Origin of the sequence: Bacillus sp. FJAT-14266 (genome assembly GCF_001719225.1) — a bacterium.
Lineage (GTDB): Bacteria > Bacillota > Bacilli > Bacillales > Bacillaceae > Bacillus > Bacillus subtilis.
Window position 1 is genome coordinate 269,040 of sequence record NZ_CP017072.1, and the last position, 23,171, is coordinate 292,210.

Here is a 23,171-nt window from a genome sequence, read left to right on the forward strand (position 1 = left end):
TATCAATATGCATTGATATGGTATTGACGATCCATTTATTTAGCTTGTTGTCAGTTATCTTGTAAGGAATTGCCTTGAGGAAACTGCCGTTGTTGTACATTGAGTGTTATATATTGTAAACTAGAGTAAAAGATATCCAGATTAATCATCGAAAAACATTTCTTACATTTCCAAACCGGAAACGAAAGAGGCACCTCGAAAATACAAATATTTCCTAGGAGTATGTATATGAATATAGCGAATTACACTTTAAAAGTGAAAGGCAAAACGTTACTTCAGGACACCAACTTGCATTTTTCGAGCGGGAAAATTAATCACGTTGTTGGAAAAAATGGAGTCGGTAAATCACAGCTTGCTAAAGACTTTTTGTTAAATAATAGCAAAAGAATCGGCAGAGATATTCGTCAAAATGTTTCTTTAATATCCAGCTCTTCGAATATACCTAATGATGTTTCTAAGGACTTTTTATTACACTTTTTGAGTAAAAAATTTGATGCAGAAATGATAGATAAAATCGCACATTTACTTAATCTGGATAATATTGATGGAAAAGTTCTGATCAAAAATTTGAGTGATGGACAAAAGCAAAAATTAAAATTGCTCAGTTTCTTATTAGAGGATAAAAATATTATTGTTTTAGATGAAATAACGAATTCATTAGACAAAAAAACGGTTATAGAGATTCATGGCTTCTTAAACAAGTATATTCAGGAGAACCCCGAGAAGATTATCATCAACATTACACATGATTTGTCTGATTTAAAGGCGATAGAAGGGGATTATTATATATTTAATCACCAAGAAATTCAACAATATCATTCAGTGGATAAATTAATTGAAGTGTATATAAATGAGTAATAAAACAGTGGGGGCTTGAGATGAAATTAGAGTTTAAAAAGAGTATTAGCAACAAAGTTATCATTATTTTAGGAGCAATGTTTGTATTTTTATTTTTGCTGGGTTATTTTTTACTTGTTGGAATTGATAAAGTCAGCAATGTTACACCTGAAATGTTTTTCTTTAGCTCCTATACTGTTGCGACCCAGTTTGGTTTGATGTTATTTTCATTTGTTATAGCTTTCTTTATTAATAGAGAGTATTCAAACAAAAATATTCTCTTTTACAAGTTAATTGGAGAGAACATCTATACTTTCTTTTATAAAAAGATAGCTGTTTTATTTTTGGAATGTTTTGCATTTATAACGCTAGGCCTGCTAATCATATCGTTGATGTACCATGATTTTTCGCATTTTGCATTATTACTTTTTTTATTTTCTGCAGTTATACTGCAGTATATTCTAATTATCGGAACTATAAGCATGTTATGTCCTAATATATTAATTAGTATAGGTGTCAGTATCGTTTATTGGATGACTTCTGTTATCTTAGTAGCTATAAGCAATAAAACGTTTGGTTTCATTGCTCCTTTTGAGGCAGGTAACACTATGTATCCCCGAATAGAAAGAGTGCTGCAATCTGATAACATGACACTTGGGAGTAATGATGTTTTATTTATTATTTTGTATTTAGTTTCAATTATTATCATAAATGCGATTATCCTTCGCTTTTCTAAAACTAGATGGATCAAAATGGGCATTTAATAAAGGAAGCTACTTCACTGTGAAGTAGCTTTTTTTGAACATAATATTTGGTGGAGAATTATTAAAAGAAATCCTATTAGATACCGAATTTCACAATAAAAAACTATTAGCCTGCACCACAAACTGCGACTGCTTATAATTATACGAAATCTTCGAGTAATCAAACGGCTGCCCATTTGTCAGGTGAAAAATACTTTCTATATACAGCTTCGGCAGTCCAGCCTCTAACCCCAAATATTCCGCTTCCTCCTCATTAAGCTGGTCCACGTGCAGAAACAAATCAGAAAAACCAATCTTCAACCCCAGTCCTTCCCGGATGTAATGGAAGATGGAGTGGGAGACGATTTCGTTGTTTAAATACGTCACGATCGATTTGTTGTAGTAAGACTCTTCGTAGCAAAGGGTCTGGCCGTTGATGTAGCGGACCCTTTTGACATAGTAGATGTCCTCGTTTATTTCGATATTCAGGTTTTCCGCCGCTTCCGGTGTTGGCTTTCTCACGTCCAGTTCGATGACTTTTGAGGTGACGTTGAAATCCTCGAGATCTTTTTTAAATCCCTGATTCGACAGAAGGCTGATATAGCCTTTTCGTTTATGTTTTCTGACGAAAATGCCGCTTCCTCTGACCTGAAAGATCGCGCCTTTTTGCTCTAATAGCTCGAGGGACTTTGTGATGGTGCTTTTGCTGACTTCAAACTGGGCCATGAGGGTTTCTAGGACTGGCAGTTTGTCTCCCTGCTGAAGCTGGTGTTCTTCTATATATGTTTCAATTTCCGTTGCGATTTGCTGGTATTTTAACATACGCATTCCTCATTTATTCGTTTAGTTTCACTTGTCAAAATTATAGCATAAACCGCTTACAATGATAGTTAGTGCGTAAATATTTTGTTTCGGCGTTGATAAATTATACCGGTACAATTATAATGAAAGCGTAACCAAAACGAAGGGGTGGGTGAAATGTCGGGGAAAGTGAGAGATTATACGAGACTAGCAAAAGACATTTTAGAGGCCGTAGGCGGGGAAGAGAATGTGATTGGGGCTTCTCGCTGCGCTTCCAGACTTCGATTGGTGCTGAAGCGGTCTACCCCTAAAGCGAAGGATATCGTGAAATCGATGCTACCATCCCGGCGTCATTACGGTTGTCATGGTTACGCCTACAAAGCATGCGATTGGCCTGCGTTCAGCGTCCGGCGTCGAATTGCTTGCGCACATCGGGCTGGATACGGTGACATTTGACGGCACGCCTTTTTCCTTGAAGGTAAAAGAAGGCGATACCGTCAAAAAAGGCGAAGTGCTTGTTGAGTTTGATAAAGCTTTCATTGAAGACATTGAGGAAAGTGCATTACATCAAAAAATATTTACAGTCGTAAGCTTAGGAGGAATTAAACATGGGAAACATGCCAAAGGATTTTTTATGGGGCGGTGCTTTAGCTGCCCACCAATTTGAAGGCGGATGGAATCAAGGCGGTAAAGGGCCGAGTGTCGTCGATGTGATGACAGCGGGTGCGCACGGCGTGCCGAGAAAAATCACTGACACGATTGAAGAAAACGAATTTTATCCAAACCATGAAGCCATTGATTTCTATCACAGATACAAGGAAGATATCGCTTTGTTTGCGGAAATGGGATTAAAATGTCTGCGGACGTCCATCGGCTGGAGCCGCATTTTTCCGAAAGGCGATGAGGCTGAACCGAACGAAGCTGGTTTGCAGTTTTATGATGATGTGTTTGATGAATTGCTGAAGCATGGGATCGAGCCGGTCATTACCCTGTCTCACTTTGAAATGCCGCTGCACCTGGCAAGAGAATATGGCGGCTTCAGAAACCGGAAAGTCGTGGACTTCTTCGTCAACTTTGCAGATGCTTGCTTTACCCGTTACAAAGAGAAAGTGAAGTACTGGATGACATTTAACGAGATCAACAACCAAATGGATGTGAACAATCCGCTGTTCCTATGGACGAATTCAGGTGTTGTGGTTGACGAAAACGAAAACGCCAAGGAAGTCATGTACCAAACGGCGCACCACGAACTAGTGGCGAGCGCATTAGCAGTGGCAAAAGGAAAAGACATCAATCCAGAGTTCCAGATCGGGGCTATGGTATCACATGTGCCGATTTATCCTTTCTCCTCCAATCCTGAAGATGTGATGCTGGCTGAAGAAGAAATGAGGCAGCGCTATTTCTTCCCTGATGTACAGGTGCGCGGTTATTATCCAAGCTACGCGTTGAAGGAATTTGAACGCGAAGGCTACAACATCACATTCGAAGACGGCGATGATGAGATTTTAAGAAACGGAACCGTCGATTACTTAGGCTTCAGCTATTACATGTCAACAACTGTGAAAAGCGATGTGAAAAATGATAACACTGGCGATATTGTCAATGGCGGCTTGCCGAATGGTGTCGAAAATCCGTACATCACTTCGAGTGACTGGGGATGGGCGATTGATCCAACCGGGCTGAGATATACGTTAAATCGTTTTTATGACCGATACCAAATCCCGTTATTCATCGTTGAAAATGGCTTTGGGGCAGTGGATACGCTGGAGGAGGACGGCAAGGTTCATGATCCGGAACGCATTCAATATTTAAAATCGCATATTGAAGCATTGAAAAAAGCGGTCACGTACGATGGTGTTGATTTAATTGGCTACACGCCGTGGGGCATTATTGATATTGTCTCCTTCACAACTGGCGAAATGAAAAAACGCTACGGCATGATCTATGTTGATCGTGACAATGAAGGAAACGGATCCATGAAGCGGTATAAGAAAGATTCCTTTGAGTGGTACAAAAATGTCATTCAAACGAACGGCGAGGAACTATAAGAAGCTGGCCCGAATCGAGCACTTTTACCGTAGTGCCTGGTTCGGGTTTTTCTGTAGAAAAAGAAAAATCCGCTATCCTGCCAATCTGGCAATATAGCGGATTTTTTTATCAGTTACGGATTAGGTAATCAAACGCGCCGAGGGCGGCAGTTGCACCTGATCCCATAGAAATAATAATTTGATTGTACGCACTGTCTGTGCAGTCGCCGGCAGCAAATAAGCCTGGTACGCTTGTTGCGCCGTGTTTGTCGACAATGATTTCGCCGATGCGGTTGCGTTCAACCGTTCCTTCTAACCATTCTGTGTTTGGCACGAGACCGATTTGGACGAATACACCTTGAAGTTCAACGTGTTTTTCTTCGCCTGTTTCGCGGTCTACGTATGTGATGCCGTTAACGCTCTGATCGCCTGTGATTTCTTTTGTTTGTGCGTTTTTTACAACAGTAACGTTAGGCAGGCTGTAGAGACGTTTTTGCAGGACTTCGTCTGCTTTCAGTTCCGGTGCGAACTCTAGCACAGTAACGTGATTGACAATACCTGCAAGGTCAATCGCTGCTTCAATACCAGAGTTTCCGCCGCCGATTACCGCTACGTCTTTGCCTTCAAACAATGGCCCATCACAGTGCGGGCAGTATGCGACACCTTTGTTTTTGAACTCTTGTTCACCTGGTACGTTGACATTGCGCCAGCGTGCACCTGTTGAAAGGATCACTGTTTTACTTTTCAGGACAGCGCCGTTTTCGAGTTCAAGTTCGAACAGATCTTTCTTCTCAAGGCGTTTCGCACGCTGAAGGTTCATGACATCAATATCATATTCCTTCACATGCTCTTCAAGACTTGCCGCAAGCTTCGGTCCTTCCGTCGCTTTGACGCTGATGAAGTTTTCGATGCTCATGGTGTCGAGTACCTGTCCGCCGAAGCGTTCAGCGACAACACCAGTGCGGATGCCTTTACGTGCAGTGTAGATCGCTGCACTTGCACCAGCAGGTCCGCCTCCGACAACAAGAACGTCAAACGGCTCTTTGTCAGCAAACTCAGATGCATCTGTGCCGCTGCCCATTTTCGCAAGAATTTCTTCAAGCGTCATACGGCCGCTTCCGAAGGATTCGCCATTCAGGTAAACGGTCGGCACTGCCATGATGTTTTTGCTTTCAACTTCTGCTTTGTATGCTGCACCGTCAATCATCGTGTGCGTAATGTTCGGGTTCAGCACGCTCATCATGTTTAAAGCTTGTACAACATCAGGACAGTTGTGGCATGTCAGGCTGATATAAGATTCGAAGTGGTATTCACCACTGATCTTCTTCACCTGATCAATGACTTTTTGGTCCACCTTAGGCGGTCTGCCGCTCACTTGGAGCAGCGCCAACACTAATGATGTGAATTCGTGGCCCAGAGGGATACCGGCGAAAGTCACGCCAGTGTCTTCTCCGACACGATTGACACTGAAGCTCGGCGTTCTGTTTAATTCAGCTTTTTCAACTGAAATTTTCGATGACATGGAAGCCAGCTCATCAACGAGAGCCAGCATGTCCTTAGAAGTGTCATCTTCGCCTGCGCTAACTTTGAGAACAATATCATTCTCAATTAGCTGCATATATTGATTTAATTGTGCTTTGATGTTTGCATCAAGTACCAATTGAATGCACTCCTTAGATTTTACCTACTAGATCAAGGCTAGGTGTAAGAGTTTCGCCGCCTTCTTCCCATTTAGCCGGGCAAACTTCACCTGGGTTTTGACGAACGTATTGAGCTGCTTTTACTTTGTTTACAAGGTTGCTTGCGTCACGGCCGATACCGCCTGCATTGATTTCAACAGTTTGGATAACGCCGTCTGGATCGATGATGAATGTTCCGCGGTCAGCAAGGCCAGTTTCTTCGTCAAGAACATCGAAGTTGCGAGAAATTGTTTGAGATGGGTCACCGATCATTGCGTAAGTGATTTTGCTGATTTTTTCAGAGCTGTCATGCCAGCCTTTGTGTACGAAGTGAGTATCTGTAGAAACAGAGTAGACTTCAACACCTAATTCTTTAAGAGCAGCATATTGTTCTTGAAGATCTTCAAGCTCAGTTGGGCATACGAAAGAGAAATCTGCTGGGTAGAAGCAGAATACGCTCCATTGGCCTTTCAAATCTTCGTTTGTTACATCGATGAATTCACCGTTTTTGAATGCTTTTGCTTCGAATGGAAGTACTTCTTTACCGATTAAAGACATAATGTATATTCCTCCTAAAAATGTATTAGAAAGCATAATCGCTTTCAATAATAATTCTAATTATATATGAATTATTAATTAATATATATTTTTTGTCAAGCCATAACCTACTTTTTTTCATCTTACTAAAGGTGTGACAGGTAGGATTTAGGCATTTCTTTTATAACAAATGAGAGGCTGATTCTCAATTAGACAAGGTTTTCAGGGACTTTTGTAAATCAGAATGACAGGCCGTTTTGGCATTTGAACATTTTATGACACCATGGGCAAGGGCAAAGGACAATGGCCAAAAAGCAGAATTGAACGGAACAGCAAGCTGCTGTCACATGATGATCTTGGGGATTGTTTCTAGCTATTATTGTATCACTGTTTATGATATTTAAAACATAACTTATGTCTTCTGTTGTTTGGGATAGAAGAAAAAAACACGGTTCAGTTGAAACTGACCGTGTTTTTGATACAGGTTATTCAGACCAATTTGTATGGAAAACGCCATCCATATCAGTCCGTTCATACGTATGAGCGCCAAAGTAATCGCGCTGCGCCTGCAAGAGGTTCGCATTGGAACGCCCTGTGCGGTAGCCGTCGTAATAAGAGAGCGCTGTTGTTAAGCATGGGAATGAGCTTCCGGTGCTGATACCCTCGCAAACGACTTTTCGCAGGCCTGTTTGATAGTCATGGAGCTTATCTGTGAAATAAGGCGCGATCAGCAGGTTTGCCAGATTTGGCTGCTCACTGAATGCTTCGCTGATCACGTTTAGGAAATCAGCGCGGATGATGCAGCCGCCTCGGAAAATCAAGGCAATGTCTTTGAGCGGCAGATTCCAGCCGTAAAGCTCAGATGACATCTTATATTGGGCAAAGCCTTGTGCATAGGCGCATACTTTCCCCATGTAAAGAGCCTGTCTGACGTATTCAATCCAGGTGTCTTTATCCAAATGTTTTTCTTCGGATTCCGGGCCTGCTAATACGTCTTGAGCTGCCATCCGTTCTTCTTTTAAGGATGACAAGTAGCGGGCGAACAAGGACTCTGTGATGATCGTGGACGGGATGCCGTTATCAATCGCCTGCATGCTCGTCCATTTCCCAGTGCCTTTTTGTCCGGTTTTATCAAGGATGACATCGATCAGAGGCTGTCCTGTTTTTTCGTCTTTTTTGCGTAAAATCTCAGCTGTAATCTCTATTAAATAGCTTTTCAGCTCACCTTGATTCCATGTTTCAAAAATAGATGCAATTTCATCTAGCGGCAGACGAAGCGTTTCTCTTAGAAACGTATACGCTTCTGCAATCAGCTGCATGTCGGCATATTCAATGCCGTTGTGCACCATTTTTGTAAAGTGCCCTGCCCCTTTTGGTCCGATATAGACACAGCAAGGGTCATCTCCGACTTGGGCTGCGATTTTTGTCAGGATAGGAGCGGCTTTCTCATAGACGTCGCGATCTCCGCCCGGCATGATAGAAGGTCCTGTTAATGCGCCGACTTCACCGCCGGAAATGCCGACTCCCAGGTAGCCGATCCCTTTTTTCTTCAGCTCCTCATATCTTCTTTCTGTGTCTTCATAGTGGGAGTTTCCTCCGTCCATGATGACGTCGCCTTCTTCAAGCAAAGGCTTTAATGATTGGATGACGGAATCTACGGGTTTTCCCGCTGTGACCATCAAAAAGATTTTTCTTGGTTTTTCTAACGATTGAACAAAGTCCTCAAGCTCGTAATACGGGCTGAGAGATTGTCCATCCAGCTTTTGGATAAGCTGGTCCGTTAAATCTCTGGTGTAATTATAGACAGCGACGTTTTCGCCTTTAATTGCCATGTTTAAGGCGATGTTGCTTCCCATTACGCCTAAGCCTATGACACCAATCGTATTGAACATGTGTTACAGCTCCTTCTTAATTTCATACAACTAAACTTAACAATAAAATGAATCCCAGTCCAGCAACGGAAATAATGGTTTCCAGCAATGTCCATGTGGCAAATGTTTCTTTCATGCTTAATCCGAAGTATTCCTTGAACATCCAGAAGCCGGCGTCATTGACGTGTGAAGCGATGACACTTCCGGCGCCTGTTGCGAGTACGACTAACGCCAGGTTAACATCAGAATGGCCCAATAACGGAATGACCAGACCTGTTGTGCTTAGTGCGGCAACAGTCGCTGATCCTAGAGAAATGCGCAGGATCGCCGCGATGAGCCATGCCAGAATGATTGGCGATAATGCCGTTCCTTTGAATAAGTCTGCTACGTAATCGCCGACACCGCCGTTGATCAGCACTTGTTTGAAGGCGCCGCCTCCTCCGATGATCAAAAGCATCATGCCGATTTGTGAAATGGCAGTTGAACAAGAATCCATCACGGTTTTGACTGGAATGTTGCGCTTGATGCCCATTGTATAGACTGCGACCAATAACGAAATAATCATAGCAGTCGATGCGTTTCCAATCAATCTGATAAAAGCTAAAACTCCGTTATCTGCAAACCCGATTGTTTCTTGAAGCAGGTCGATAATGGTCGCGACCGACATGATGATAATCGGGAGCATTGCGGTAAAGACACTGATTCCAAAGCCGGGTGTTTCTTCAAGGTTAAACGTTTTTTGTGTGCCGAGTGATGCAATATTGCCGTTTTTCGCAAATGATGCAGGAACGATTTTTTTCGCAAACTTTGTAAATAACGGCCCTGCGATGAGCACTGTCGGAACAGCAACGATAAAGCCGTACAGCAGCACTTCTCCAATGTTTGCGCCATACTCACCGGCGATCGCCGTAGGTCCCGGGTGCGGCGGCAGGAAACCGTGTGTGACGGATAGTGCCGCGACCATCGGGATTCCGAGAAATAAAATAGAAATCTTCAATTCTCTTGAAATCGCAAAGACAATCGGAATTAATAGAACCAGTCCTACTTCAAAAAATAACGCAATCCCAATAATGAATGAGGCAATGACAACGGCCCATTGAATATTTTTCTCGCCAAATTTGTTGACGAGCGTCATCGCAATGCGCTGTGCGCCTCCTGAATCCGCGATCAGCTTGCCCAGCATCGCACCGAGTCCGAAGATGAGCGCGATGTGGCCAAGAGTCCCCCCTATCCCTGCTTCGATGGAGCTGACAACTTTATCGAACGGCATCCCGAGTGCCAGTGCCACGCCGAACGATACGACCAGCAGGGAAATAAATGTGTTTAATTTTAAGCCCATAATCAGAAATAGTAATGCTAAGATCCCAAGTGCAACGATGATTAACGGCATGGTAATGCCCTCCCCTTCATGTCATGTACTATTTGTGTGTGATTAAGCCCCTCTGATAATCTGCAATTTGTGTATATTGATTTTCTAATAATCTTGATAGATTGATGAAAATCGGCATTAATGTTCTGTATTCCTTGGCTGAGTCTTCGATCGGCGTATGTCTGTATGTGCTGCCGATCATGTCGGACACGGCGTCGAAAGAGTCAATTTTTCCTGTTGCATACAGGCCTAAAATGCAGGCGCCGAGACATGAGCTTTCGTAGCTTTCCGGAACGACAACCTCTGATTCGAAGATATCCGACATCATTTGGCGCCAAACCTCTGACCTTGCAAAACCCCCTGTCGCTTGGATGCGGGTTACCGGGCCATCCATGCATTCAGTTAACGCCAAGAACACCGTGTACAGGTTGTAAATGACGCCTTCCAATGCCGCGCGTATCATATGCTCTTTCTTATGCGACATGGTCAAGCCGAAAAATGAGCCGCGTACATCCGGATTCCACAACGGAGCGCGTTCTCCGGCGAGATATGGGTGGAACAGCAGACCGTCAGAACCGGGTCTGACGCGTTGGGCAATTTTCGTCAGCACGTCATATGGATCAATGCCCAGCCGTGTCGCTGTTTCGATTTCGGAGGAGGCAAACTCGTCTCTGATCCAGCGAAGGACGATGCCCCCATTGTTCACAGGTCCCCCAATAACCCAATGCTTGTCCGTCAAGGCATAGCAAAAAATTCTCCCTTTTTCATCGGTTTGCGGCTTGTCAATAATCGTCCGAATGGCACCGCTTGTACCGATGGTGACGGCGATTTCACCCTTTTTAATGGCGTTGACGCCGAGGTTGGACAGCACGCCGTCGCTGGCGCCGATGACAAAAGGCGTTTCCGGATCGATTCCCATTTGGATCGCTATTTCCGGGCTGCAGTGCTGAAAGATCTCGGTTGTCGGCACGAGTTTGGATAAGTGATCCGGCGTGATGCCTGCGATGCGCAGTGCCTCTTCGTCCCAATCCAAGCCCTTCAGGTTCATCATGCCTGTCGCTGATGCCAATGAGTAATCGATGACATACTCATTGAACAGCTGTTTAAAAATGTATTCTTTGATGCCGATATATTTTTTTGCCTTGGAAGCGATTTCTTTTCTTTCATTCGTGATCCAGGCAATTTTACTTAACGGTGCCATCGGATGAATCGGTGTTCCCGTCCGTTTGTACACCTCATGTCCGTTCAATTCCTCTTTGATCTTATGCGCCCAGCCTTCACTTCTGTTGTCGGCCCATGTAATGCATGGCGTCAGCGGCTTGTCATTTTCGTCGATTGCAATGACGCTGTGCATGGCGCTGCTGAACGAAATGAAAGAGATCCGTTTTTCGGGATGCTGTTTTGTAATTCTCGCTGTTGTATGGATGACTGCCTGAAAAATCTCTTCCGGATTTTGTTCAGCTGTTGAGATGTCCGGTGTATAGAGCGGGTAGCCGATGCTTTCTTTCTGTACCACATCTCCGTTTTCACTGAACAGCACAGCTTTTGTGCTTGTCGTGCCGATATCGATTCCTAACATATAACTAGTCATTGTTGTATTCAGCTCCTTTTGCCAGCATTTGTTGTGAGAGCCATAGGTCTTCTACCTTATCCTGCACATCATCAAAGTTTTGGTGAAGAGACTGAATCATCAGCGCCCTATCCTTTGTTTTGATGGCTTGAATATAAAGCTCGTGGTTATCTAAAATCCTTGTGAAGTCTTCATACTTTTCCTTTAACCGTACCCGCATCGATAAAAGAATAAAGCTTTCCATGACGGGTTTTAGATTGTTCCAGATCATCTGAATGTATGAATGATCAATCGCTCGGATAATCGTTTCATGGAACAGCACATCTTGAAATGAAAATTCGTCAGCATCCTCATATTTGATTGAGACTTTCATCATTTCAAGAATTTTGCTGAGATCCTTAACTAAAGGCTCAATGTCTATTTTGACAAGCCGTTCAAAGACAAATGTTTCTAATAGTAACCGCACATCATAAATTTCCGCGATTTTCTTCTCAGTTAAACCAATTACGACCGCTCCCATTCGTTCTAAGCGGATGATTTTTTCGGATGCGAGTATTTTTAGCGCTTCGCGAACCGGCGAACGGCTTACTGAAAACTCGGCGGCGATTGTATTTTCTGATAAAATGGTACCGCTTTCAATCAGGCCTGAAACGATCCGCATTCTCAGCTCGTATGCGACACGAACCCCGGTTGACGCTTTTGAGAGCCATTTTGCGGGATACAACAGGTCTTTGGAGTCTAGCATACACTCACCTTCCTCACTCAAGAAGTATACTTGTATACAAGTATGATAACGTGAATATTTCTTTTATGCAAACACTTTCATTTCTAATTTTTAATAAAATTTTTACCAATCATTATGGTATTTATTTCTAAATGGAATATGGTACATTGGAGATAACTAGCATAAGTGAATCATGTTTTGAAAGAGGCGATTTGGATGAAAATCATCATTGCACCTGATTCTTTTAAGGAAAGCTTATCAGCTCTGGAGGCAGCCGAAGCGATAGAAAGAGGTTTCAAATCGGTCTTTCCGGGTGCTGATTACAGAAAATTGCCGGTGGCGGATGGCGGCGAGGGAACCGTTCAATCTCTGGTCGATGCGACCAATGGAAGGATCATAGAGCAAGTTGTCACAGGGCCGCTGGGGGAACCGGTGAGAGCTTTCTTTGGCATGATGGGAGATGGGAGAACAGCTGTGATTGAAATGGCTGCTGCTTCAGGGCTGCATCTGGTGCCTGTAGATAAGCGAAATCCGCTCATCACTACAACAAGGGGAACGGGAGAATTAATCGGAGCAGCTCTTGATGCGGGAGCGGAGCGTTTGATCATCGGAATCGGCGGAAGCGCCACGAACGACGGGGGAGCCGGGATGATTCAGGCATTGGGCGGAAGGCTTCTTGATAACTCAGGCAGCGAGATTGGTCCAGGGGGCGGCGCGTTATCTCAGCTTGCATCAATAGATGTGAGCGGGCTTGATTCCAGATTGCGGAATGTCAAACTGGAAGTTGCCTGTGACGTGGACAATCCGTTAACAGGACCAAAGGGTGCTACTGCTGTTTTCGGACCGCAAAAAGGCGCGACGGCCGACATGCTGGATGTACTAGACCAGAACGTAAGCCATTTCGCTGATATGACAGAAAAAGAGCTCGGATCAACCTTCCGAGATACAGAGGGCGCCGGTGCAGCGGGCGGTCTTGGATGGAGCCTGCTGACTTATCTTCAGGCTGACCTGAAAAGAGGCATTGATATTGTCCTTGAAGCGGTTGATTTTGAAAATATCGTTCAGGATGCAGATCTTGTGATTACCGGCGAGGGAAGGATCGATAGCCAAACGGCTCATGGAAAAACGCCGATCGGCGTAGCCAAGGCGGCTAAATCATACGATGTGCCTGTCATCGGTATTGCGGGATCAGTATCACGTGACAGTGATGCCGTCTATCAACACGGAATCGATGCGCTTTTCAGCATCGTCCCCGGAGCCGTGCCGCTAGAAGATGCGTTTGAACATGCCGCGGAATATATGGAAAGAACGGCGCGGGACATTGCAGCGTCTATCAAATTGGCGAAAACGATGTTTCTGATATAGCCGATGCACATGCCAATGCATAGCCATCCTTCTTTTTGGGTAGAGACAGTTAACACACAATGAGGAATTCATCCCAGAAGGAGGACGCAGATATGACTGTACAAGAAATCAAAGGCAAAAAACTAGTAAAAGGCATTGCGCCAAATGTGGAGCCGGAAGCTCTGTTAAATGATAAACGAAAAGTATTTTTGTTTGGTTCCCCTAGTTACACAAATATTGGCGACCAAGCGATTGCGTATGCGGAAGAGAAATTTGTCAAAAATCATTTTCCGTATTATGAATACATTGAGATTATGGATTATGCGACGGATGAGGGCATTGAACTGGTGAAGGAGATCATTCGTGAAGACGATATTGTCTGCTTTACAGGCGGAGGGAACTTAGGAAACCTTTATCTCGATATTGAGGAAGACAGAAGAAAGGTCTTTTCGGCGTTTAAAGACTACAAATCAATTTCTCTGCCACAATCCGTTTATTTTGAGGATACAGAGGAAGGACAGAAGGAAAAGAAAAAAACACAGGATGCGTACCATCAAAATACAAACTTAACGATTGCTGCGCGTGAGACGCAAACACTGGATGTTGTGAAAGAGACCTTCAACTCCCATGTGATCTTTACACCGGACATGGTGCTTTCCTTGGATATTGTGCCGCGAGAGCTCGAGCGGGACGGCGTTCTCTTTATTTTAAGAGCGGATAAGGAGAAAGTGACTGACGAAGATTTTATTTCACAGATGAAGAAATGGGCAGAAAAAACAACTTACACAGAGCGTACCGATACGGTGCTGGATACGGTAGACACCATCGATTACGCTGATCGTGAAAAGCATTTTATGGAGATGCTGGACCGCATCGGCTCCAGTAAATTGGTGATTACCGACCGCCTTCACGCGATGATTTTCTCGATTATCACCAAAACACCTTGCCTTGTCTTTGGAAACAGCTATGGCAAAGCCAAACATTCATATAGGGATTGGCTTGAAAGCTTAAACTTCATTGAATATACGGATAAGAATGATGTTGAGGAGCTGGAGCGTATGATTGACCGCCTGCTTCAAGCAGAACCGAATGACGTTGATTTATCTAAGGACTTTCAGCCGCTGATTGATTTTTTTGCTTCATAAACGAAAAAGACTGCCCTCCCCCGGGGCAGTCTTTCTTTGTTAAATATGAAACAGCCAGACGACGAGCGGGCCGAAGAATGAGCCGAGCACCGCACAAAGCGTCATGGAGACGGAACTCATGGATACGGCCAATTCCCCATATTCCAATGCTTTGGAGGTACCCAGTGCGTGGGAGGCGCTGCCTAATGCAATGCCTTGTCCAAGGGAACTGCGTATGCGAAGCCATTTTAGGAAAAGCGGCCCGAGGATGACGCCTGAAAAGCCCGCAATCATGACAAATACGACTGTCATGGAAGGGACGCCGCCAAGACCGGCGGCGATCTGAATAGCGACAGGGGTTGTGATCGACTTTGGCAGAATGGATAATAAGAGATCATGATCAATCCCGAATGCTTCTGCGAAGATCAGCCCGCTGATCATTCCCATGCATAATCCGACCAGGACGCCGCCTAAAATGGGAACACAATGTTTGACAATGATATGCCATTGTTTATAAAGCGGATAGGCCAGTGCCACGACAGCCGGCCCAAGCAAAGAATTGATCCATTTCCCCCCGATCATATAGCCTTCATAGGAAACATGGAACATCATCAAAACCGCTACAATCAAAATGGTCGTTGTCAGAACGGGGATCAGAAATGGAAGCGGGAATCGCTTATAGAGTTTGACCATCGCTAAATAAGCGGCAACTGTTAAAAGAATTATAATGATCGCGATACATGCTTGCTGCATTTCTCTTTCTCCTCCCGTTTTTTTGCTTTTTTCTCTAATAGCTGGCTGGCGAATCCAGCCGCAATGATCGTGACGATGGTGCTCAGAACGACTGTAATCAGCAGCATCAGACCATTGAATGAAATGAGAGACGGATAGTTTATCACTCCTGTCATTGCCGGGATGAACAACAATGGAAGGAAGGATAATAAAAACCCTGCTCCGTCTTCAATGATGGAGACGGGAACAATACGGAGGCCCAAGCAGATCAGAAGCAATACCAATCCAACGATGCTTCCTGACACGGGTAAATGAAACAGATGCTGAATGGCTTCCCCGATCATAAAAAATACATATAATATCAACACTTGCAAGATAATTCGTATGACTTTCACATCAAGTGCTGCTCTCCAATCAGAACAGCTTCCTCCTTTCTGGTGCTTGCTTCTAGGATGGTTCTGAGGAATCGCTTTACTTTCTTTTTATATGATTGTACTATACAAGTATAATGATTGATTTAGTCATATAACGACTTGTATTTATTCAGTTAATGTACATTTGTATTATACAAGTATATATGATGTTGTCAATGCCGGAGATTGGAATAGGGAGCGAGAGCGATTGCAAAATCAAAATCCAGTTGAATTAATTGAATATGAGCTGACGACTTTTATCAGGAGAGCTGTTTATCTGGATCAATCAGAGAAAAGAACAGGGAATTTGGAGAGATCTTCGTACTTATTACTGAGACAATTGGATGAGTTTGGGCCTGCTCGTGTTAAGGAATTGGCAGAATCGTTTAAGCTTGATATTTCTACTCTTTCAAGACAAGCAGCTGCATTAGAGGCAAAGGAGCTTATCTATCGTTTCTCAGACCCATCTGATGGGAGAGTCAGCCTGTTTACCATTACAAAACTCGGCAAACAACTATTAAAAGGCGATCAGCAAAAGCGCCTTGAACGTTATGAACAGATGCTGAAAGAATGGTCAACACAGGAAAAAGAGATGTTTGGCGAGCTGCTGCAGCGTATGAACAAGGCTTTTATCGATTAACAGCTGAAAAACCCATGGTTCGCTGGAACAGCATGGGTTTTTCTATCATGGTCAGAGATTATCTGCATCGTTTGGCGGCAGCCCAAGCCACTAGTCCGGCAATAACAGCCGCCGATACAATTGGGCGCTTCGTCGCTTTTGTGTAGTAGCTTCTTGACCTCATCCATCCTTTATTTGTGCCTCTGTCATGCATACCGCAGCCCGCATCATAAAGAGCGCTTTCTTCTCTCGGTTTGGACGGTCTTTCGGCATGCTGGCTGTGATACATGATTTTTTCCATCAGTCTGTCGGTCAGACGAGGAAAAAGCGCGCCCAGCATGGCGATGGCTTTGGCCTGTGAGCCGATGTACATGTCGCGCTTAGGGTGTTCGGCGGCAAACAGGATCGCTTCGGCGACCGCTTCCGGCGGATAGATCATGGAGCGGTAATGAGCCGGCTGTTTGTCGAGGTAGCTGTGCGCATGCTCGTTATATGGTGTGTCAATTCTGCCCGGGTGGATGAGCGTTACCGAGACGGGCGCCTGTTCCTTTTCAAGCTCCATTCGGATGCTTTCCGTCCAGCCGTGAAGCGCAAATTTGGCAGATGCATATGTGGATTGAATGACCGTTCCCCTGTCTCCGAACAGGCTTCCTACATTAATGAGTGCGCCCGGCACACCTCTGCCGGTGTAGTGTTTGACAGCAGCTCTTGTTCCGTAAACAGGTCCCCAGAAATTTGTGTCGAACATGCGCTTCATGTCTTCAACGGTGACGTCCATGGCATGTCCGAAAGTCGAGACGGCCGCATTGTTGACCCATGTGTCAAAGCGGCCGAATGTGCTGATCGCGGTTTCTGCGATGCGGTTGACGTCCTCTTCTTTTCCGACATCCGCCTTTACCCATATGGCGTCGTGCCCTTTTTCCTTAAGTTCATCAGTGAGCTCCTTCAGCGCCTCTTCATTTCGCGCTGCTGCCACGACCTTTGCGCCTTTTTCAGCTGCCATTCTCGCCGTGACAAGTCCGATTCCGCTTGAAGCGCCGGTAATGACGATCACCTGATCCTTGAGTTTTTTCAGTTTGATCTTCGTTTTCATGCCGGGGTTCTGTTGTTCAAGCTGCTCTGTATTCGTGACTGAATGATCGATTGTCATTGAGAGATCCCTCCTAGACGCTGTTTTTGTACATTACCCCATCCGGAAGGGTCTTACCCCTTTTGACAATCACAGGGTTCTTTTTTATATTATATAAGTCGCTCTACCATACCTAGGAGGGAATGTTTTAATGACTAGCAGAGGAGATTCACGTGAAAAAATCCTTCACACGGCGTCACGTCTGTTCCAGCTGCAAGGATATCACGCGACAGGTTTGAACCAGATTGTAAAAGAAAGCGGTGCTCCTAAGGGGTCGCTTTATCACTTTTTTCCGAATGGCAAAGAAGAATTAGCAATTGAAGCGGTTACATATACAGGTAAGATCGTTGAACATCTGATACAGCAAAGCATGGATGAGTCCTCTGATCCAACAGAAGCGATTCAGCTTTTTATCAAAAAAACAGCCAGCCAATTTGACAACACAGAAAGCATTAAAGGTATTCCAGTCGGTTTGCTGGCGAGTGAGACAGCGTTAATCAGTGAACCGCTGCGGACGGTTTGCATGAAGGTGTTTAAAAGCTGGGAAGCGGTTTTTGCCAGAAAATTAATGGAAAACGGATTTGCAGAAGAAGAAGCAAATCAGCTTGGAACGCTGATTAATTCGATGATTGAGGGCGGCATCATGCTTTCGTTAACGAATAAAGACAAAACGCCCCTTCTTCTCATTGCCGAACAAATACCAGTGCTGGTGAGAAAAAAAGGGTAGCATTTTGTTATCCTTTCTCCTACAATTATATAGAACGGTCTAGACAAATGAATGATAATATATAGACTGGTCTAAATTGGAGGAAATGATAATATGAAAACATTATGTACACATTCATTGCCTAAAGAAAAAATGCCTTATTTGCTCCGGAGCGGAGAAGGCGAGCGCTATCTGTTCGGCAGACAGGTTGCCACGGTGATGGCGAATGGGAGGAGCACAGGTGATTTGTTTGAGATCGTGCTTCTTTCCGGGGGAAAAGGAGATGCCTTTCCGCTTCACGTCCACAAGGACACACATGAAGGAATTCTCGTTTTGGACGGGAAACTGGAACTGACACTTGATGGTGAACGCTATTTATTAATATCAGGTGATTATGCGAACATTCCGGCGGGAACACCGCACAGCTACCGGATGCAGAGCCACAGAACAAGACTGGTATCTTACACGATGAAAGGAAACGTAGCGCACTTGTATTCCGTTATTGGGAATCCGTATGATCACGCTGAACATCCGCCGTACGCAAGCGAAGAAGTCTCAAACGAGCGATTTGCAGAAGCAGCCGCTGTAGCGGACATTGTATTTCTAGATGAAGGAAAGCCTGCATGTTCGGCCAAATTAGCGGAACTTACAGAGCTGCCAGATGGAGCGGTTCCATACGTTCTTGAATCTGGAGAAGGAGATCGCCTGTTGACTGGAGATCAGCTTCACCGCATTGTGGCTGCACAAAAAAATACAGATGGCCAGTTTATCGTCGTATCCTCTGAAGGCCCTAAAGGTGACCGAATCGTTGATCACTACCATGAACATCATACAGAAACATTTTATTGCCTTGAAGGTCAGATGACGATGTGGGCAGATGGCCAGGAAATTCAGCTGAATCCGGGAGATTTCCTGCATGTCCCTGCAAATACCGTTCACTCCTATCGCCTTGATTCTTACTATACAAAGATGGTGGGCGTATTGGTTCCTGGTTTATTTGAACCGTTTTTCCGGACGTTAGGCGACCCGTATGAAGGCCACATCTTCCCATGTGAGCCTCAGGCTTTGCGCTTTGATCGCGTTTTGCAGAATATCGAAGCATTAGATTTAAAGGTGATGAAACCATAAAGATGACAAGATTGTAAGGTTTTCATGCCGGCCTGACACCTAAATCGATGTTTCCGCGCTTCATTTTTTCATACCCTTAAGGTACAGAAAAAAGGAGCGTGATGGCTATGTCTTCATTACAGCCGACTTTAACAAATGAGCGGATCGGTGTGCTTGATGTGCTGAGAGGAATGGCGATTTTCGGCATCTTATTTGTCAATCTGGCACATTTCAGTTATCCGGATATGTATTTGTCTATGCTTGGAAAAGAGAATTTTTTCATGGATAAGTGGTCTGAAGCTGATTTTGCCGCCGCAGATATACTGAAATTCTTCATTCAAACAAAATGTATTTTATTGTTTTCCTTTTTATTTGGATTTGGCATGGTTGTCATGATGGAGAGAGCAGAAAACAAAGGGAAACGGTTTGTTCCGTTATATGTGAGAAGGTTAATGGCGCTTCTCTTGTTTGGAACGATTCATGCCTTTTTGATATGGGACGGGGATATTTTAACAGAATATGCCTTGCTCGGTTTTGTCCTGCTCTTGTTTCGAAAAGCAAAGCCGAAAACACTGCTGATATGGGCGGTCTCTTTGTATCTTCTGTTTTCCATTCCGCTCATGTTGACAAGTTTTGATCAATCAAACGGACAGGAATGGGTACAAGCGGTAAAACAGCAGGCAAAACAAGCGATTCATGTTTATGGAAGCGGCAGCCTGAAGGACATTGCAGAACAGCGGATCCATGACCGTCTTGTTTATATGTCTTCGAATGGCATGCTTACGTATAATCCGCTCAACTTCTTCTTTGCATCCATTCCTTATTTCAGCATGTTTTTGCTGGGAGCTGTGGCAGCAAAATCACGGTATTTGCATGAACCGGAAAAGCATCGCAAAGGATTAAAACGATTATGGATGGCTGGGCTTGTCATCGGCATCGGCGCCCAGGTGCTGTACAATGTAACGGATAAAGAAATATGTTTGCTGATTGGCGCGCCTTTCCTCATGTTTTTCTATGTTACAACGGTTGTCTATCTTTATCATAAAACAAGAGTGAGAACAGTGCTGCAATCATTCTCCGCTGTTGGGAGGATGGCATTTACCAATTATCTGATGCAGTCTATTGTATGTACTTGGATTTTTTATCATTACGGCTTGGGCCTGTATGGAAAAGTGTACCCTGCTGCCGGTGTGCTCATTACAATTGCTGTTTGTGCCGTTCAAATGGTCTTCAGCCACCTTTGGCTTCGTGTCTTTCGGATGGGGCCGTTTGAGTGGCTGTGGAGAAGCGCTACGTATCTGTCGTGGCAGCCTATTGTAAAGAAAACAAAAGTCTAGATGCCTATTGGCGTCTAGACTTTTTTCTATTATTTATACACGACACGTGTTTTGCAAATGATGTCATGCAGGCCTTTTTTCTCTCCAAAGGCGATCATGATAAACCCGATATAAAAGATGATTCCAGATAAGATATAGGCAAAGTAACGGCCAATTGCCTGTCCGACAGAAACCCGTTCGCCTTGTTCATTGACCACTTTCAGGCCAAGAATTTTTTTGCCAAGTGTGCCTTGCATTTTAGAAGCTGTGAGCAGCCCGTAATATAACACACTGATGACGATCATGATCAGCATAGTAGGCAAAAATGCAAGCGTCATGTATTTTACTAAATACTCTTCTTCCGTCATGTAAGGGTTTGTTGCCACAGCCCCAGCTACAAAAACAGAATTGATCACAAATAGAATAATATAACTAGGAACAGATACAATAATGCCATCAATAAAATAAGCTAAAAAACGAATCCAAAATCCTGCTGGTTTTTCCATGTATTTTTCTCTCTCCTCTGAATTAATCTGGAATAGTATACTTTGAAAAACAAGTACATGCAATATGGTATGGTGATAAAATCCTGATATTACAGAAAAATGAGTCTTTTATCCTTTGTTTTTTACTATATAAATATACTAGAAAGAAGCATAGCATTTGTGTATGTATTCTGGAATTTTTTAAAAATATAATGAATATAACATTCAACTTACTTATAATAAAAAAGGTTAATATTTCTATTAAAGGAGGAGTTTGATGTCAAAAAAAAATAGCGTGGCGATCATGACAACCATTTCTGCGTTTCTTTTTTGCGCCGTGATTGTGGCGGCTTCACTTTCGCCGCTGGCCGGAACGGGAGCGGCGGCCAATCAGTTTAATTCAGCTGGCATGTGGTCAGCTGTCGGTATGATCCTTGTCTTGTATTTCATTCCATTTCTCGTTTATATGCTCGGAGTCGATGCAATGAGGTATGTCATGGCGGTGCTTTGCGGCTTCGGGCTTTTGATTCATTTGTCTTCGGCCGGTTTTATCTTGATGTTTAGTTTCTTTAGTGACCATCTGCTTTCTGAGGTGATCTTTGTTTTGGGAGTTAGTCTCGCTGCGGCTGCTGTCAACGTCATTTGGTTTGTGGCTGCATTTCGATCGGGTGCTGAAAAAACGTCCGTGAATACTCTTACATAGTTTTCTAGTTTGTGATGTTTTTGTGAAATAGATTTATAAAATGGATGAATATGTTATGATGGTCACAAATTAGAAGTTACATATAATGGGGGTCTCAATGATGGTCAAGTCATTTCGTATGAAAGCTTTGATTGCGGGAGCTGCGGTGGCGGCGGCTGTTTCGGCCGGCGCTGTTTCTGATGTGCCCGCTGCCAAAGTGCTTCAGCCGACAGCTGCTTATGCGGCGGAAACGGTGTTTTCTCAAAATAATGGAGCATCTGGCTTTTTGCCAGGAAGATATGATGTACAAGCGATGGCGCCTGCCATGTTTAACTGGTCACGCGAAAGCCGGTTCGCCGGAAATACAGACGGGACGCTGAAATGGCAAAACGACATCAGAACGACTCCGCAAAATGGAGCGGGGGCTGTGATTGACGGAGACGGCACAGTATATCTTCATTCCAGAGACGGGGAAATGAAAGCCTTTAATCCAGACGGCTCAGTCAAATGGGTGACTGGCAATCTTGGAAAAACATATACGCAATCTCCTGTACTTGGGACCAACGGCGTTATCTATTTGGCATCCTATGACAAAAAGATTTATTTTATTGACAAAGAAACGGGAGAAATTTTAACAACGGTTCCGTTAAGCGGCGGGCCAAGCTCTGAAACGGTGATCGGTTCAGACGGGACGTTGTATTTCTCAACACTTGATAATTATGTTCACGCGATCAAACCGACGTCAAAATCAACCTGGACAGAGCGCTGGAAGTTGAAAACAAATGGTGTCGTCAGCTCTGTGCCGGTGCTTGCCAAAAACGGCACCGTGTATGTCGGCACATATAATTACGTGTTTTATGCGATCAACTCCGGAACCGGACAGGTGAAATGGTCCAGAACGACGTCAAATGCGTTTAAAGGATATCCGGTGATTGATAAGGACGGAAACATTTATGCCGGCAACCAAGATGGACAGCTGTATGCCTATACATCAACAGGCAGTTTGAAATGGACATTCCCGTTAAACGGGTTCTCCAGCTCATCTCCTGCGATTGATCATAATGGCAATATCTACATCGGCTCAGGAAGCGGCGAGCTGTTTTCCATCAGCAAAAACGGGGATATGAACTGGTCATTCTATACAGACGGTCCTGTCAGAACGGCGCCGCTGATTGACGCGAAGGGAACGGTGTATTTCGGGTCAGATGATATGAAGGTTTATGCGGCAGACGCAAACGGCAATGAATTATGGAGCTATCAAACCGACAGCAACGTCGTGTCTTCTCCTCAGCTCGCTGAGGACGGAACGCTTTATATTGGAAGTTATACGAAGCTGATGGCTTTTGGGAAATAGTA

At 44.2% G+C, this 23,171-nt stretch carries 24 protein-coding genes; 13 read left to right on the forward strand and 11 right to left on the reverse strand.

Annotated elements, in window-relative coordinates; all coding sequences use genetic code 11:
- Positions 1 to 228 precede the first annotated feature (228 nt).
- Together BGM23_RS01530 and BGM23_RS01535 are read left to right on the forward strand one after the other, a co-directional pair.
- Positions 229 to 858, forward strand: coding sequence for an ATP-binding cassette domain-containing protein (locus BGM23_RS01530; RefSeq protein ID WP_032722784.1), 630 nt, complete (start codon positions 229 to 231; stop codon positions 856 to 858).
- 20 nt (positions 859 to 878) lie between these two features.
- On the forward strand, positions 879 to 1,601 hold the full coding sequence (locus BGM23_RS01535) for a peptide ABC transporter permease (RefSeq protein WP_014478516.1): 723 nt from the start codon (positions 879 to 881) through the stop codon (positions 1,599 to 1,601).
- 90 nt (positions 1,602 to 1,691) lie between these two features.
- Here the strand turns inward: BGM23_RS01535 and BGM23_RS01540 are convergent, their stop codons facing one another.
- The gene (locus BGM23_RS01540) at positions 1,692 to 2,402 is read right to left on the reverse strand and encodes a GntR family transcriptional regulator (protein WP_046664034.1); all 711 of its coding nucleotides are present in this window, start codon (positions 2,400 to 2,402) and stop codon (positions 1,692 to 1,694) included.
- A gap of 156 nt (positions 2,403 to 2,558) precedes the next feature.
- Between BGM23_RS01540 and BGM23_RS21195 the strand changes: the two genes are divergently transcribed.
- The 3 genes from BGM23_RS21195 to bglA are packed head-to-tail and all read left to right on the forward strand — an operon-like array spanning position 2,559 to position 4,429.
- Positions 2,559 to 2,837, forward strand: a complete 279-nt coding sequence (locus tag BGM23_RS21195) for a PTS sugar transporter subunit IIB (protein WP_082359940.1) — start codon at positions 2,559 to 2,561, stop codon at positions 2,835 to 2,837.
- Entirely contained in the window at positions 2,746 to 3,048 is a 303-nt protein-coding gene (locus tag BGM23_RS22065) for a PTS sugar transporter subunit IIA (protein ID WP_375847020.1), read from the forward strand. The genes BGM23_RS21195 and BGM23_RS22065 overlap by 92 nt, the downstream gene beginning before the upstream one ends.
- The gene (gene bglA, locus BGM23_RS01550) at positions 2,990 to 4,429 is read left to right on the forward strand and encodes a 6-phospho-beta-glucosidase BglA (protein WP_046664033.1); all 1,440 of its coding nucleotides are present in this window, start codon (positions 2,990 to 2,992) and stop codon (positions 4,427 to 4,429) included. Before BGM23_RS22065 ends, bglA begins: the two co-directional genes overlap by 59 nt.
- Before the next feature lie 109 nt (positions 4,430 to 4,538).
- Here bglA and ahpF read toward each other — a convergent pair whose 3' ends face one another.
- From ahpF to gntR, 6 genes are all read right to left on the reverse strand, one after another.
- Positions 4,539 to 6,068 carry an alkyl hydroperoxide reductase subunit F gene (ahpF, locus tag BGM23_RS01555; RefSeq protein ID WP_038428098.1) on the reverse strand — a complete coding sequence of 510 codons (1,530 nt, stop codon included), beginning with the start codon at positions 6,066 to 6,068 and terminating at the stop codon, positions 4,539 to 4,541.
- 13 nt (positions 6,069 to 6,081) lie between these two features.
- A complete protein-coding gene (ahpC, locus tag BGM23_RS01560; RefSeq protein ID WP_003243686.1) occupies positions 6,082 to 6,645 on the reverse strand; it encodes an alkyl hydroperoxide reductase subunit C in 564 nt (187 codons plus the stop codon).
- Between the two features lie 464 nt (positions 6,646 to 7,109).
- The gene (gnd, locus tag BGM23_RS01565; RefSeq protein ID WP_003227004.1) at positions 7,110 to 8,516 is read right to left on the reverse strand and encodes a decarboxylating NADP(+)-dependent phosphogluconate dehydrogenase; all 1,407 of its coding nucleotides are present in this window, start codon (positions 8,514 to 8,516) and stop codon (positions 7,110 to 7,112) included.
- Positions 8,517 to 8,538: 22 nt separating this feature from the next.
- The gene (gene gntP, locus BGM23_RS01570) at positions 8,539 to 9,885 is read right to left on the reverse strand and encodes a gluconate permease GntP (protein WP_003243139.1); all 1,347 of its coding nucleotides are present in this window, start codon (positions 9,883 to 9,885) and stop codon (positions 8,539 to 8,541) included.
- Between the two features lie 28 nt (positions 9,886 to 9,913).
- Positions 9,914 to 11,455: a gluconokinase gene (gene gntK, locus BGM23_RS01575; RefSeq protein WP_009968422.1), complete on the reverse strand. Its 1,542-nt coding sequence runs from the start codon at positions 11,453 to 11,455 to the stop codon at positions 9,914 to 9,916.
- Positions 11,448 to 12,179: a gluconate operon transcriptional repressor GntR gene (gene gntR / locus BGM23_RS01580; RefSeq protein ID WP_003243132.1), complete on the reverse strand. Its 732-nt coding sequence runs from the start codon at positions 12,177 to 12,179 to the stop codon at positions 11,448 to 11,450. Before gntR ends, gntK begins: the two co-directional genes overlap by 8 nt.
- 195 nt (positions 12,180 to 12,374) lie before the next feature.
- On the opposite strand from gntR, the gene BGM23_RS01585 reads away from it, so the two are divergent.
- Positions 12,375 to 13,523, forward strand: a complete 1,149-nt coding sequence (locus BGM23_RS01585) for a glycerate kinase (protein ID WP_019712610.1) — start codon at positions 12,375 to 12,377, stop codon at positions 13,521 to 13,523.
- A gap of 92 nt (positions 13,524 to 13,615) precedes the next feature.
- Entirely contained in the window at positions 13,616 to 14,647 is a 1,032-nt protein-coding gene (locus BGM23_RS01590; protein WP_019712609.1) for a polysaccharide pyruvyl transferase family protein, read from the forward strand.
- Positions 14,648 to 14,686: 39 nt separating this feature from the next.
- Here BGM23_RS01590 and BGM23_RS01595 read toward each other — a convergent pair whose 3' ends face one another.
- Together BGM23_RS01595 and BGM23_RS01600 are read right to left on the reverse strand one after the other, a co-directional pair.
- Positions 14,687 to 15,379 carry an LrgB family protein gene (locus tag BGM23_RS01595; RefSeq protein WP_014478506.1) on the reverse strand — a complete coding sequence of 231 codons (693 nt, stop codon included), beginning with the start codon at positions 15,377 to 15,379 and terminating at the stop codon, positions 14,687 to 14,689.
- Entirely contained in the window at positions 15,349 to 15,753 is a 405-nt protein-coding gene (locus tag BGM23_RS01600) for a CidA/LrgA family holin-like protein (RefSeq protein ID WP_009968420.1), read from the reverse strand. Before BGM23_RS01600 ends, BGM23_RS01595 begins: the two co-directional genes overlap by 31 nt.
- 226 nt (positions 15,754 to 15,979) lie before the next feature.
- Here BGM23_RS01600 and BGM23_RS01605 point away from each other — a divergent pair, with 226 nt between their 5' ends.
- Complete coding sequence (locus tag BGM23_RS01605) at positions 15,980 to 16,411, forward strand: MarR family transcriptional regulator (RefSeq protein WP_019712608.1); 432 nt, start codon at positions 15,980 to 15,982, stop codon at positions 16,409 to 16,411.
- Positions 16,412 to 16,469: 58 nt separating this feature from the next.
- Here the strand turns inward: BGM23_RS01605 and BGM23_RS01610 are convergent, their stop codons facing one another.
- Positions 16,470 to 17,540, reverse strand: a complete 1,071-nt coding sequence (locus BGM23_RS01610; RefSeq protein WP_019712607.1) for an SDR family oxidoreductase — start codon at positions 17,538 to 17,540, stop codon at positions 16,470 to 16,472.
- Positions 17,541 to 17,670: 130 nt separating this feature from the next.
- Between BGM23_RS01610 and yxaF the strand changes: the two genes are divergently transcribed.
- The 3 genes from yxaF (at position 17,671) to BGM23_RS01625 (ending at position 20,669) form a co-directional block, all read left to right on the forward strand.
- The gene (gene yxaF, locus BGM23_RS01615; RefSeq protein ID WP_019712606.1) at positions 17,671 to 18,246 is read left to right on the forward strand and encodes a transcriptional regulator YxaF; all 576 of its coding nucleotides are present in this window, start codon (positions 17,671 to 17,673) and stop codon (positions 18,244 to 18,246) included.
- Positions 18,247 to 18,339: 93 nt separating this feature from the next.
- Positions 18,340 to 19,353: a quercetin 2,3-dioxygenase gene (gene qdoI, locus BGM23_RS01620; RefSeq protein ID WP_019712605.1), complete on the forward strand. Its 1,014-nt coding sequence runs from the start codon at positions 18,340 to 18,342 to the stop codon at positions 19,351 to 19,353.
- A 107-nt stretch (positions 19,354 to 19,460) separates the two neighbouring features.
- Complete coding sequence (locus BGM23_RS01625; protein ID WP_019712604.1) at positions 19,461 to 20,669, forward strand: DUF418 domain-containing protein; 1,209 nt, start codon at positions 19,461 to 19,463, stop codon at positions 20,667 to 20,669.
- A 29-nt stretch (positions 20,670 to 20,698) separates the two neighbouring features.
- On the opposite strand, the gene BGM23_RS01630 is transcribed toward BGM23_RS01625, so the two are convergent.
- Positions 20,699 to 21,154 (reverse strand): RDD family protein, encoded by a 456-nt coding sequence (locus BGM23_RS01630; protein ID WP_019712603.1) that lies wholly within the window; start codon positions 21,152 to 21,154, stop codon positions 20,699 to 20,701.
- Positions 21,155 to 21,410: 256 nt separating this feature from the next.
- Between BGM23_RS01630 and BGM23_RS01635 the strand changes: the two genes are divergently transcribed.
- Both BGM23_RS01635 and BGM23_RS01640 read left to right on the forward strand, forming a co-directional pair.
- Entirely contained in the window at positions 21,411 to 21,836 is a 426-nt protein-coding gene (locus tag BGM23_RS01635; RefSeq protein ID WP_003242533.1) for a DUF5391 family protein, read from the forward strand.
- A 100-nt stretch (positions 21,837 to 21,936) separates the two neighbouring features.
- Positions 21,937 to 23,169, forward strand: coding sequence for an outer membrane protein assembly factor BamB family protein (locus BGM23_RS01640; protein ID WP_003243209.1), 1,233 nt, complete (start codon positions 21,937 to 21,939; stop codon positions 23,167 to 23,169).
- Positions 23,170 to 23,171 lie beyond the last annotated feature (2 nt).